Source organism: Paraburkholderia sp. GAS42 (assembly GCF_050436565.1).
Taxonomy (GTDB): domain Bacteria; phylum Pseudomonadota; class Gammaproteobacteria; order Burkholderiales; family Burkholderiaceae; genus Paraburkholderia.
The window spans coordinates 1-11,975 of the sequence record NZ_JBNDML010000049.1; the positions used below are offsets into that span (position 1 = coordinate 1).

Below are 11,975 nucleotides of genomic sequence, written 5' to 3' on the forward strand. Positions count from 1 at the left end.
TTCCTCCCTCGAGGCTTGTCCAACGCCTGCCCGCATGCGTCATCGTGCCCTCATGGTGCAGCAGACAAGGGCAGGCGTCGAACAACCCTTAACGAACAGCGCCCGCTGACGCTTGGCGCAGACTGATTCTCCCTTCACTTGAATGGAGATCGTCATGAAAGCGACTGACGAAGGTAGCGGCGGCAAGATACCTTGGAACAAGGACAGGTTGATCGGGCGGAAGCCGCCATTGAGACTCAAGGAAATCTGGACCATTCGCATCCGCTTACAGCTTTCGGCGCGGGTCCGCGATCTCGCGATGTTCAATCTTGCCATCGACAGCAAACTACGCGCATGCGATCTGACGAAGCTGCGGGTTTGCGACGTATGCCACGGGCAGCAGGTCGCCAGCCGGGCGACGATCATGCAGCAGAAAACGCAGCGGCCGGTTCAGTTCGAGATTACTGAGCAGACGCGGGACAGCGTTGAGGCATGGATCAGGGCGGCTGGGCTGACGGTTCCCGACTTCCTCTTCCCAAGCCGGCTCCATGAATACCGCATCTCTCGACGCGTCAGTATTCACACCTGGTGCATCGCTGGGTTGCGTCGATCGGGCCGGATGACACCGCGTACGGCACGCACACGATGCGTCGAACGATTCCGACGCCTGATCAACGGGATCGGAGCGAGACAGCGCGGTCGGCTGCGGTCCTCTGCGTGGGACAGCAGTCGGCCATGAGCGGTCTTTTCGGAAACAATACTGCGAAGCCGTTAATGCAGCCGCTCTGCGGCACACAGCGGACATTGCACAGATGATGTTCGATTATTTGTTCGCTGTTTCCTCCCGGACCACAGTGGAGTATGTGCGCGGGGTTTATCCCGGCCGGTAAGATCGCGCGAAAGACTATCGTTGCTAGAAGCGATAAAGCACGGACGCCATGCCGTTGAGGTCGAGCCGGCGCTCGGTAATCGGACTGCCTGCGGCGAAACGCTCGAGGCGTCCCACAACGGCCTCGACGCTCGCCGACCAGTGCGGACTGATTTTGTAAGTCGTATTCACGTTGAAGTGAATATCGCGCAAGCCGGAACCGGTATCGTAGTGCGGCAAACCCGATGCCGCGCTTTCCTGCGGCGTGATGCCGAACAAGGTCTGCGTATAGGTCGCGTTGGCCCAGGTGAGGCCCGGACCCATCGAAATGAGCCAGTTACCGATCGGCGCCGATACGAATAAATCGGCCGTCGCCGTCAGACCTTGTCCTGTTCCCGCGATGTCCTGATAGGCTGCCACCGCACCGGTGAACGCCCACACCGTGTAATCGCCGAAGAGCCGCAGCTTCGGTCCATAGTGCACATCGGGCAAGCCTTTGAGCCGCGCATCGTCGGACGACGATCGCGACTGGAAGTCGAAACTCACCGACATACCGAGATGATAGTTCTCTCCATGCAGCACGTTGACGCCGAGCACATCTGGACCCTGTGAGAAAACACGGTCCTTCCATGAAATGTCCTGCACGGGGAACGGAAGCACCTGAAGCTGCGAGGAGCCAGGGAACTTCGGGAATACATACATGCCCGGCCCGACCGAGATTTTCCAATCGCTGTCCGCCTGCGGTTCATCGGCGTGTGCGACGCCCATTGTGCAATACGCGCTTACCGCTGCGAGCGCCAGGCACCGGCGTCCAATAGAAGTGACGTCGAGCCTCATGCTTTCCTCGCCACGGCGGCCAACTGTCTCAGGCGCCGCGCGAGCGCCCGTGATACGACTGGCGTTGGATTGTTGCAGGACGCCGACGCCGCGGCGCTTTCGCGCAGGAAGAGCGCGCATTCCCGCGCGACGACCTCGCGTTCGTTGTCCGATGTGATCATATGGTACGAGTCGTCGAGCCAGATGGTGCGAAGAAACGACGCCCCGACGTTCGCCACGACGTAGCGCGCGTTATGCGGGCTGGACGTCTCATCGTCGATCGCGTGAATGATGAGGCAATCGGTGCTAATGCTCGTCAGCTTCTTGCGTACCGAGTTCGCAAGCCGGCTCGCTTCGTGAAGCGCTGGCATCGCAATGGATGCGGGCCCCACTTCACTGATTTCGTCCCTCTGCATCACGCGTGCAATCTTCGAGCGCAACGCCTCGTTGCGCAGGCCATAGGGTTCGTGCTCGCGATAACGGTAGCGTGAGCGCAATGGGGTGTAATAGACGTAGCCGAGTAGAAATCGATACCAGGGAATCGCCCAGCCGTCGTAACTGAGTGTGATTGACAACAGCAGCAACGCGCGCGCGGACGGGCGCTGTTGAGCGACGGCGGCGGCTAGCGTCGCGCCCATGGAGAGGCCGCACACCGAAACATGCCGGTGTCGCGCTGCAAGCGCGTCAAATTCGGCGACGGCTGCGCTGATCCACTGCTCCATCGGCATATGTCCCGTGCCGGCGCTGTAGCCACGAAGTTCTGGCGTGTGAGTCGCGAAGCCTTCTTCGACAAGCACGCGCGAAAGGAACCGCAATTCCGCCGGGGAACTCGACAGGCCGTGCAAAAGGAGAACAGCATGATCGTTGCCCTGAGCATCGGGAAATTGAGAGGTGTCCATGGTCAGTCCTCCGCCCGAAGAATCAGAAATTCGCCTGACGGGGTAATGAAGCGTTCACAGACACATTCGACTGCGCGCCAACCGTGTCCACTCGATAGAAAACGCATGCGGTGATGGCCAGGTACCAGACGGTTGTTCAGACGCGCGAGATCATCCGGATGCACTTGCGAATGCCTGGCCCCGTAAGCGATACCCGTAAGAAACGATTCGTCGTCGATGATTCCGGCAGCCGTAGAGGTTGCCGCCGCCGCGACGAAACTGCCGGGCGGCGCGCTCGTTGCCGGATCGAGCGCCTTGATGAGAATGAGCGATCGGTTGTGCTGCGCGATGTGATGCAGCATGCGATGCATTTCATCCGTGGCGCGACGCGCGAGCAGACGTTCGTTATCGCCGCGCAGCAGCATTTCATAGCGCGAGTGCGCCACCGACGCCAGCAGTTCGGCGCGATACTGGGCGCGTCTCAAGCGCTCGACCAGCGTGATGACAACAATCGTGATGAGCGTATACGAGACCAGCAGACGGATATCCGACGTATCGATGATGTCGATGCGTCCGTACGGCGGGACGAACAGGTAATCCGCAAGACAGAGTCCCGCCAGCATCACGCTGAGTGCGGGCGCGAGGCCGCAGTAATACTCTACGAGCATGGCGGCGATAAGAAAGGCGGTGCCCGGCATGATCGGGCCGAGCAGCGGATGAAGTATCAATCGGATGGCGGCGGCGGTAAAAAGTGCCGCCGCCGCGATGATCCACCGTTTGCGGCCTCGCGAAGCCCACCGTCGAGAGTTTTTGACTTTCATTCGTTTTATACAGCGATGTGACGTTTTCCTATAAGCCCGTGATTGTGCCAGACACTTTTGTGACATTACCCGCTATATCGGGCAAAGTTTGGTTGGACGGTAATTCCCTTAGTGTGATGGCGGCAAACGGAGCATGGCGAATGGCGCATCGAGCCGGCGATTGTCCTTATACTGGCGCCACGGTCAACAAAGCCCACCGGGCGAGACAAAGCATGCGGCTACTCACCTATACCTTATGCTTTGCTGTCGCCGCCTATCTGGGCGCTGCGCTGGCGCTGTATCTGATGCAGGACCGCTTGCTGCTTCCATCCACGCCCGACACAGCCGATCTGCGCACGGTCATTGACTCGGGTAACCACGTTGACGCGTGGAAAGCGCAAGGCGGTTATGCAGGTTACGTCGTCACGCCGGCGGAGCACGAACCCCGCGGCACGTTCGTCGTCTATCACGGTAACGAGGAGTCGGCGGAGACCAAGTTGCCGCTCGCCCAGGTATTCGTGCGCGCTGGGTATCGCGTCGTCATTGTCGAGTATCCAGGGCACGGCAAGCGGCGAGGCGAGCGCACCATGAAAGCGGCGGCCGTTGCTTCGCGTGACGCCTTGTCGGCCGTGCTCTCGCAATGGCGGGGGCCGGTCTATCTGGTGGGCGAATCGCTGGGCGCGGGCATGGCATCGCAAGTGGTCAAGGGCAACGAGTCGGCGATCGCCGGCGTCGTGCTTGTTACGCCGTGGGATTCGCTGGCCGATGTGGCCGCTGAGAAGTATCCGATTTTCCCGGTGCGGTGGCTGCTGCATGACCGCTTTGATTCGGTCGCCGCCGTATCGCGTTACGACGGGCCGCTGGTCATCGTCGGCGCGCGGCGGGACGAGTTGATTCCGGTCACGCATGCACGACGTTTCGCGAGCGAACACGATCACGCCCGGCTCATGCTGTTGCCCAACGCCGATCACGACGGTTGGTTCGGCGCCATGACGCCGCAGGACTGGGGACGCATTCTGGAATGGCTTAATGCCGCATGACGCGAAGCCTGACCGGAAAAGCAGGGGCCTTGCGTGGCTCTCGCTGAACTTGACATCGTTGTGTTCGGCGTGACACTCCATCACCCTGATTTCCTCGTCGGCATCGACGTTCACGTCCCAACCTCCGCAGTGCGCAAAAGGCATAAGCTCAATCACCTTTCCAGGCATATCGGAATATCCGTAATCGCCGTCCGCCGCGGCAGTAGCATTTCTGAAGCGCAAGCGGGCTCCGACGCGGATGACAAAATGGAGATAAGGTCCTCTCTCCGCGCCAAGATGAGCGTGCGCCGGATTTAAACATACTGCGATTGCAACGGAGAAGGCGGTCGGTCTGGTCGAGAACAGTCGCCGGTCGGTTACCTGAACGGTCCAGACAGCATTGCGTGACAGCGGTCGATGTTCTCTCGGGAGCGGTAAGCTGATCTTGACGCTTCATTGTCTTCGCGCCCGGATCCGTCGCCGAGCGCGTCGCGTAGTCGGCTGACGTGTCCGCTGCAAGCCGGTGAGCGGACATCGAAAAATAAGGTCGTCGAGCGACCGAAACGGGTCGACTCCGGTCCCAGGCTTCGCTCGCAAGCAATGGGATGGACGCCCCCACCCGAAACGGCATCAGCGTGCCAAAGTGGAGTTGCGTATCAACCACTTCACAGACGGGAGCGCCCATCATGAAGGCTACAACCATTGGCTTCGATCTGGCAAAGAACGTGTTCCAGGTTCACGGTGTTAGCGGGCACGGCAAGATCGTGCTGAAGAAGCAAGTGAAGCGCGAGCAGATGACGATGTTCTTTGCGAATCTGGCGCCGGCACTCGTTGGCATGGAGGCATGCAGTGGTGCCCACTACTGGGCACGCAAGCTGCAAGGCATGGGACACACCGTTCGATTGATGGCGCCGCAATTCGTCAAACCGTACGTAAAAACGAACAAGAACGACGCAGCCGATGCCGAGGCGATCTGTGAAGCAGTCGCTCGACCGAACATGCGATTTGTCCCGATCAAGAACGTCGAGCAGCAAGCGGTGCTGGCACTGCATCGGGCACGCCAAGGCTTCGTCAGCGCACGCACGGCACAGGTCAATCAGATCCGTGGCCTGCTCAGCGAGTGTTATGTCGGGCTGCAGCCGTGCGGACGAGCGTAGCGCGCCATTGACATATCCGATTCCACGGTCGAAAGGCTGCTGGTCCTCAATCAGACAGATAGTCTCTTTGGGCGTGGCGACCTTCGGACGGACGCGCGGGTAGCAATGTTGTCCGCGCGGCGCATGGTTACGGTCGCGGAGAATCGTCGCCCTGTGGCGATCACCGCCCGGTCAGCATCCGGAGGATTTTCTGCACGACGCGTTCATGCTGCTCCAGCGCCTCATCGAGCGTACGTGCTCCGTAGCTCCGGTTGTCTCGCGCTTCCATTCCGGCGACGCGCGTCACGAACAGCGAAGCCTCCCCGGTTTTCGGTTCGGACAGACCGCGGAAGCGGGTCGTGACCGTCACACCGGATTCGTCCAGCAGCGTGCGACGAAAGATCAGTTCGTTCTCTGTCATCCAGCGCGACCACTCGCTGCGGTCGGACACCGCGACGGGCCTGTTCTTCGCATCGAGGACATAGAAGCGTTCCCTGCTGGACGGGACGGAGCGTGATTTCATATTTCAATGCGAAGGCGTGAGCAGGAAGTCGATCGCCTCCCGCCACCAGGTTTCGTCGACGCGGCCCATCCAGTCGTTATGTTCAGCCGCCTTCACCACCATGAGTTGTCTCGGTTCGGCCAGAGCGTTGTAGAGCGCTTCGCCGAAGCGCGGGGGGACGATGCTGTCGCGTTCCGCAACCACGACGAGAACAGGGCGGCCGAACGACGCCAGGTGGGTCACGCTGTCGTATCGGTCGCGCAGCAGCCACTTCACGGGCAGCCACGGATAGTGGTAAGCGGCGACGTGCTCGAGCCGATCCCATGGGGTGATGAGCATCAAGCCAGCGGTCTTGTCGCGTTCACGCGACCCGGCCGCGGCCACCACGCCGGCCCCGAGCGATTCGCCGATGAGCAGCAGCGGCGCGCCATAGAGGCGATGCGCCAGCGCAATGGTCTTTTGGGCGTCAGCGACCAGACTCTCTTCGCCCGGCGTACCGTCGCGTGGCCCGTAGCCTGGATATTCGGCGAGAATCACGCGCAGCCCGAGCCGGGTGAGCACTGCGGCGTAGAACGAACGGTGTCCGACATGCCCCGCATTGCCATGAAAGACGATGACAGTGGCGCGCGCAGATCCGGCCGGCTCGGCCACGAGGCCCAGGAACGCCTCAGGTGTCGGCCAGGCGGAAAGTCCGCCGGAAACGACGTCCCCGGTTGCAACCTTCTCAGGGAAGTAGATAAAACGATCCTGCAAGATGGCGACTCCTGCGAACACAATCAGGCACGCAATGGTGAGACGCAGCGTCATCCCGGTGAATTTCATCGCCTTGAGCCCGATCCATCGAACTTTTCCGTAGCGCACCCAGTTTAGCGTGCATTCGCCGCCGCTTATGTCGATGCGTGTCGTCGCGAGCCTCGCGCTGACGGCGCCGGGACGGACGGCTCCAAGGCAACAGGCAGGTGGCAACGACGCCCCGTGCTTGCACAGCGAACCGTGGACCAGCCTTGTGCTGCATACTTAAGCGAAATCACACCGCCGAAAACATCGACATGGTTGCGGACCTCGCACACTCGTGGTTGACCTGCAGCGCACCTGTGGCCGCTGCCCAGGCCGCCGGCCGCCCGCTCGTGGCGCTGGAATCGACCATCATTGCTCACGGCATGCCCTATCCAGAGAACGTCCGCACTGCGCGCGAAGTGGAGGCCTTGATCCGTGACCTGGGGGCCGAGCCCGCGACTATCGCACTGATCGGCGGGCGAATCCGCATCGGCCTTTCGAACGACGAACTGGAACTGCTCGGCCGCTCGGACCAGGTACACAAGGTCAGCCGCCGCGACCTGCCGGCCGTGCTGGCCGGCGGCGGACTCGGCGCCACGACAGTGGCTGGCACGATGATATGTGCCGCCCTGGCCGGCATTGAGGTTTTTGTCACCGGAGGCATTGGCGGCGTGCACCGGGGCGCGCCGGAAACCTTTGACATCTCGGCCGACCTGCAGGAACTGGCGAAGACCTCGGTGGCGGTGGTCTGTGCCGGTGCGAAGTCCATCCTGGACATCGGGCTCACGCTGGAATACCTGGAAACGCACGGCGTGCCGGTGCTCAGTTGCGAGCAAGACAATTTCGCTGCGTTCTACACGCGCGACAGCGGCTTTCGCGCGGACTTCAGACTGGACGACGCGGTGGAGCAGGCACGCTTCATCCGCACCAAGTGGGACCTGGGCCTCGTGGGCGGTGTGGTGTTGAGCACCCCGGTGCCGGAAGCGGCAGCGATGACGTTCGAAGAGATCGACGCGCTGACTCAGCAGGCGCTCGCCGAGGCCACGGCGCAAGGAATTACCGGTAAGGCCGTGACACCCTTCCTGCTGGCTCGCATCAAGGCGCTGACGAGCGGACGCAGCCTGGCGACAAACATCGCGCTCGTGAAACACAATGCCGCGGTGGGGGCAAGGCTGGCGCTGGCGTTGGCACACGCAGAGCGCGGGACAGGCGCGGCGTAGCCACCGGAGGCGTCCGTTCTCTACCAAACTTCGCGTCAGCTTCCAGCGACCGCTCCTGGCGTGCGCCGTACAAAGGCGGCGCTTTCCAGTGTGCAAGTCCCGCGCGGCAACCGCCAGCTTGTGACAGTTACAGTCAGAGCGACGGCGAGCGGCCTTGTCGTTTCATCATTGGACCGGATTTGGCCCAACAGGCGTCGTTCGCCGCGCTCGGCTATCGGACGGTGGAGCGACTGCTTGGCACCGGGAAGCGGCCGGTCGGATTCCATATGTCGGCAACACGCCAAGCATCCGAAGGGACGGGTTGGTGGGTAATCGCCTGGCTTGTTGAGTGTTGTATCAATCTTTCAGATGAGTAAATTTGTCTTTTGTTGCCACGTCTCGACGGCTGTACTTCCAGCCGCCGTTCTCGCGCTTGAGCCAATCGTCATAGACGCAAATGTAGCCGTCAAGGGTACCGTCTTTTTTCGTGAAGAATTGCAGATAGCACTTTTGACGAGCATTTTCGCCGTCGACCGAAATAATTTCGTTGGTTGTGAGGTGATACATAGTCCCGAACGTTGCGATGCACGTAGGAACGAAAGCCTTCAACTGCTCGGTGCCTTCTGGTTTTGCTCCGCCGATCGCAGCATTGAAGGCTCCGTCGGCTGTAAAGCAACTTGCCCATGCAACAGCGTTGCCCTCGTCGAGCGAGAAGTTGTATTTTGCGTTTAATGCCTTGATTTCCTGAATGTCACTAGATGCCATTTTAGTCACCTCTATAAAGGTTATTGAATTCCCTTGCGGCAAACAGCTCATACACATAAGTCTCGCGATCGCCGAGGCCGACGAACTGGGTCTGCGCGCAGAGCGGCTTTAACGCGCACAGGTGCGCCAGGCCTTCGAGCCACTTGATAATGCTTCGGCTTTGCGACGATCTTACGGAAATGGTGTAGACGTCGCAAAATCCGGATCTTGCGATTCGCTGCAAAGCGCTCATTCCGGCCGCTTCTCAAAGACATCTTTCACGATTGGGAGTGACCTTACCCCGCCGAGTGCACCACCCGTAAGTTAGCTGGCTCGCCCGTTTTCGGTTGATGCAATTGCCGGAATTGGTCCGGCGCCCGAATGTCCTGGTGCTTAACGGCCGGCACTCTGGCCGCCATCGACGTGCAGGATTTCTCCCGTCACAAACGGCGCAGAATCAAGGTACAGGACCGCGTCGGTGATATCGCTCGTCTCGCCCATGCGGCCGAGCGGATGGAGGGCATCGAGCATGTCGTGATATTCCGACGGGTGCATTGAAGTCCTGATGACTCCCGGCGCAACGGCATTCACGCGAATACCTTTCCTGGCGTACTCAATCGCCAGTGACTTCGTGGCGGCGTTCAGACCTCCCTTCGTCAGCGCAGCCAGTACCGAATACACACCGCTGATCGCCTGGTCCACGACGCTCGCGGTCACACTAACCACGTGGCCGCTCGAATGCTTTTCCATTTCAGCGATGGCGAGTTGCGTGATGTAGTAGAACCCCGACATATTCACATTCACCACAGCGGCGTAGTCTTCCTTGGTGTTTTCCGTGAAAGGCTTGCCAATGTAAATGCCGGCGTTATTCACCAGCGTGTCGATCCGGCCGAACTTTGCGACACCCTCGGAAAGGACACGTTGAGCGGTTGCGGGATCGCCGATATCGCCGGCAATCGTCAGGATGTTCGGATCTTCCGATGGCTTGATCGAACGTGAGGTTGCGACAATGCGGTAGTCGAGTTTGCGAAACGCCTTGACGACGTCGGCACCAATGCCTTGCGATGCGCCGGTAACGACGACAACCTTTTGTGACGTGCTCATGCTTTACTCCAGAAAAACGTAGATGTCTGGCTTGATGCCGATTGAGCCGATGGCTCTGTTTATCGCCTCATCCTTGCCTGAATCGAATATTGATTCATTTGCGTCGAGAGCGGTAGAATGGCTGGATGACTTTCAGTTATTCTCTCCGCGAATGAATGACAAGCTATCGACCCTCCAGTTGTTCGTACGGGTTGCCCACACATCGAGTTTCACCAAAGCTGGCCGGGAATTGGGCTTAAGCCAGCCGTCGGCATCGCGGCGCATTTCGGAGCTTGAGGAGGAAGTCGGCGCTGCGCTATTCGTGAGAAGCACGCGAGCCGTTAAGCTGACGGAAGCGGGTACCGATTACCTCGCCCGCGTTGAAGCGATTCTCTCCGCGCTAAATGAAGCAGACGACGCTGCGCGAGGAACCACGGAGCTGCGAGGCCATCTACGCGTTGCCTTGTCGACCAGTTTCGGGGTCCGCGAGGTCATCCCGCGGATAGGGCGGTTTATGAGCGCGCATCCGGCTTTGCACGTTGACTTGCGAATGGCCGACGACCGGCAGGATCTGATCGTTGAAGGCGTAGATGTGGCGTTTCGCTTTGGACCGCTGAAGGACTCGAATGCCACCTCAACGATGCTTGGGCGTTGCCCGCGGATACTGGTCGCCTCACCTGACTATCTGGCCAACACGGGAATGCCGGTCGAGCCGGGCGATCTGGCCGATCATAGCTTCGTCATGGGTCCACCGGGTGCCGGAGTGCGAGGATGGACCTTTGAGAAGGGTGGACGCCGGGTCATGGTCCGTGGACAAGGACGTCTGACTATCTCCCTGAACGAAGCGACCACGGCTGCGGCCGTTGCCGGCCTTGGGATTCTGGCCACAGGGTCCTGGGGGTGCCGTGCCGAGTTGTGCGATGGTCAGCTCATCCGTTTGTTGCCGGACTGGACGGTCGAGCCAATTGAAGTCAACGCCGTTTATCCCGCTGCCCGGGCCGCCCGGCCGGCCGCCCGAGCGCTTGTTGCCTACCTCGCCGACGAACTGAAAGCGATCTCGGTCTAGCGGTGGATTTTGCCGCCAAACCAGACCTTTGCTTGCCAGCTCGCGAGATATCAGCAAGTTTCGCTTTGGTTCATAGCGCCGACGCCCCTGCGTTTCAAGCCATGCCGCCGATTTTTCTGTCCAGCGCGGGAGGGCTCGACGGTGCTGCACTCAGCAACGCGATCGCGAATTCTGCCGGTTTTATGAATCCGCGAGGCGAGGCTTCGTCAAAGATAACCGCGGGGTTGTATTGTCGTTCCCGGAGCACGACTGTGCCCATCCTGACGCAGGCTCGCTTCAACATCTTGTGGAACGGTCGATCACGGGACCTCTTCAATCACGATAGCTGCTCAAGCTCGCGTCGCGTCGGTCCACTCCGCGGTTCCTTCCCTCTAGCCTTGTCCAACGCCCACCTACAAGCGTCGTCGTGCGCTTACATGGCGGCAGAAAAGGGGTCGGTCTACGACGTTGGTGCTACTCGGCGCGCTTGTTCAGTCGGGGCACCAGGATATGTCTGAGCAGGCCGCAATCGTGCGGTCCAGCAAACCACTATGCCGGGTATGAAATGCCAACAGCAGCAGAGGGGATTGCCGAGGGGTTGACCATCGGAGTCGCCAGGGCAAAGGCGCGGATCGACGCGGCGGTGTTGCGGGGCGTCGACGTGACGAAGGCACGTCGTATTCTGGCGCTCCTGGAGCAGGAGCTTGCGGACGCAAAGAAGCGCGTAATCGACGAATTCCATTGCGTGCACAGCAACCCGTATGCATAGCGCTCGGGGTCAACCGGAGAGCAGGCGCAGGCCGCTTTCGAGCGGCTATTTCTTCGCACATCACTTGATTGCAAACTCGAATCAAGGCCAGGGCATTCCGCTGATTGGCGCGGTACTGAACGAATCGACGCGATGAAGTGGCTCACGCAGGCGTCGTCCGGCTACGGCGAGTTGAAGAACCTGTCCGACCCCGTGCCGCAGCCGGTCCACATACTGCGGACTGTCGGTCACCACCCAGGCAGCAGGCTTGAACGTCGGTGTCATTTGGGGGGCGACAATGATTTCGTCCGGTGTACCGACATTCATCTTGGCCGGTAGTGAGGAGTCGGAGGCGGCGTAGCCGCCGGAGACGACGAACTG

Annotated in this window: 14 protein-coding genes and 1 pseudogene; 6 read left to right on the forward strand and 9 right to left on the reverse strand. The window is 60.4% G+C overall.

The features are described 5' to 3' along the window. Window positions 1–142 precede the first annotated feature (142 nt). The gene (locus P3T16_RS34290; protein ID WP_429345601.1) at window positions 143–718 is read left to right on the forward strand and encodes a tyrosine-type recombinase/integrase; all 576 of its coding nucleotides are present in this window, start codon (window positions 143–145) and stop codon (window positions 716–718) included. A gap of 174 nt (window positions 719–892) precedes the next feature. Here P3T16_RS34290 and P3T16_RS34295 read toward each other — a convergent pair whose 3' ends face one another. The 3 genes from P3T16_RS34295 to P3T16_RS34305 form a co-directional block, all read right to left on the reverse strand. Continuing rightward, window positions 893–1,615 (reverse strand): MipA/OmpV family protein, encoded by a 723-nt coding sequence (locus tag P3T16_RS34295; protein ID WP_429345611.1) that lies wholly within the window; start codon window positions 1,613–1,615, stop codon window positions 893–895. A gap of 65 nt (window positions 1,616–1,680) precedes the next feature. Further along, complete coding sequence (locus P3T16_RS34300; RefSeq protein WP_429260977.1) at window positions 1,681–2,562, reverse strand: alpha/beta hydrolase; 882 nt, start codon at window positions 2,560–2,562, stop codon at window positions 1,681–1,683. A gap of 2 nt (window positions 2,563–2,564) precedes the next feature. After that, window positions 2,565–3,362, reverse strand: coding sequence for a DUF4118 domain-containing protein (locus tag P3T16_RS34305; protein ID WP_429345602.1), 798 nt, complete (start codon window positions 3,360–3,362; stop codon window positions 2,565–2,567). Between the two features lie 212 nt (window positions 3,363–3,574). Between P3T16_RS34305 and P3T16_RS34310 the strand changes: the two genes are divergently transcribed. After that, on the forward strand, window positions 3,575–4,381 hold the full coding sequence (locus tag P3T16_RS34310) for an alpha/beta hydrolase (RefSeq protein ID WP_429260975.1): 807 nt from the start codon (window positions 3,575–3,577) through the stop codon (window positions 4,379–4,381). 665 nt (window positions 4,382–5,046) lie between these two features. After that, window positions 5,047–5,481 (forward strand): annotated as a pseudogene (locus P3T16_RS34315) (IS110 family transposase); the annotation flags it as partial. Between the two features lie 196 nt (window positions 5,482–5,677). On the opposite strand, the gene P3T16_RS34320 reads toward P3T16_RS34315, so the two are convergent. Both P3T16_RS34320 and P3T16_RS34325 read right to left on the reverse strand, forming a co-directional pair. Then, on the reverse strand, window positions 5,678–6,019 hold the full coding sequence (locus P3T16_RS34320; protein ID WP_429259763.1) for a hypothetical protein: 342 nt from the start codon (window positions 6,017–6,019) through the stop codon (window positions 5,678–5,680). 3 nt (window positions 6,020–6,022) lie between these two features. After that, window positions 6,023–6,820: an alpha/beta hydrolase gene (locus tag P3T16_RS34325; protein ID WP_429345603.1), complete on the reverse strand. Its 798-nt coding sequence runs from the start codon at window positions 6,818–6,820 to the stop codon at window positions 6,023–6,025. A 227-nt stretch (window positions 6,821–7,047) separates the two neighbouring features. On the opposite strand from P3T16_RS34325, the gene P3T16_RS34330 reads away from it, so the two are divergent. Next, window positions 7,048–7,995, forward strand: a complete 948-nt coding sequence (locus P3T16_RS34330; protein ID WP_429345604.1) for a pseudouridine-5'-phosphate glycosidase — start codon at window positions 7,048–7,050, stop codon at window positions 7,993–7,995. A 336-nt stretch (window positions 7,996–8,331) separates the two neighbouring features. Here P3T16_RS34330 and P3T16_RS34335 read toward each other — a convergent pair whose 3' ends face one another. From P3T16_RS34335 to P3T16_RS34345, 3 genes are all read right to left on the reverse strand, one after another. Continuing rightward, window positions 8,332–8,739: a nuclear transport factor 2 family protein gene (locus P3T16_RS34335; protein ID WP_429345605.1), complete on the reverse strand. Its 408-nt coding sequence runs from the start codon at window positions 8,737–8,739 to the stop codon at window positions 8,332–8,334. Between the two features lies 1 nt (window position 8,740). Then, window positions 8,741–8,971, reverse strand: coding sequence for a hypothetical protein (locus P3T16_RS34340; protein ID WP_429345606.1), 231 nt, complete (start codon window positions 8,969–8,971; stop codon window positions 8,741–8,743). Window positions 8,972–9,111: 140 nt separating this feature from the next. Beyond that, a complete protein-coding gene (locus P3T16_RS34345; RefSeq protein ID WP_429345607.1) occupies window positions 9,112–9,822 on the reverse strand; it encodes an SDR family NAD(P)-dependent oxidoreductase in 711 nt (236 codons plus the stop codon). A gap of 22 nt (window positions 9,823–9,844) precedes the next feature. On the opposite strand from P3T16_RS34345, the gene P3T16_RS34350 reads away from it, so the two are divergent. Together P3T16_RS34350 and P3T16_RS34355 are read left to right on the forward strand one after the other, a co-directional pair. Then, the gene (locus P3T16_RS34350) at window positions 9,845–10,867 is read left to right on the forward strand and encodes a LysR family transcriptional regulator (RefSeq protein ID WP_429345608.1); all 1,023 of its coding nucleotides are present in this window, start codon (window positions 9,845–9,847) and stop codon (window positions 10,865–10,867) included. A gap of 544 nt (window positions 10,868–11,411) precedes the next feature. Then, complete coding sequence (locus P3T16_RS34355) at window positions 11,412–11,615, forward strand: hypothetical protein (protein WP_429345609.1); 204 nt, start codon at window positions 11,412–11,414, stop codon at window positions 11,613–11,615. A gap of 81 nt (window positions 11,616–11,696) precedes the next feature. Here the strand turns inward: P3T16_RS34355 and P3T16_RS34360 are convergent. Beyond that, a partial coding sequence (locus P3T16_RS34360) for a hypothetical protein (protein WP_429345610.1) occupies window positions 11,697–11,975 on the reverse strand: 279 nt, incomplete at its 5' end.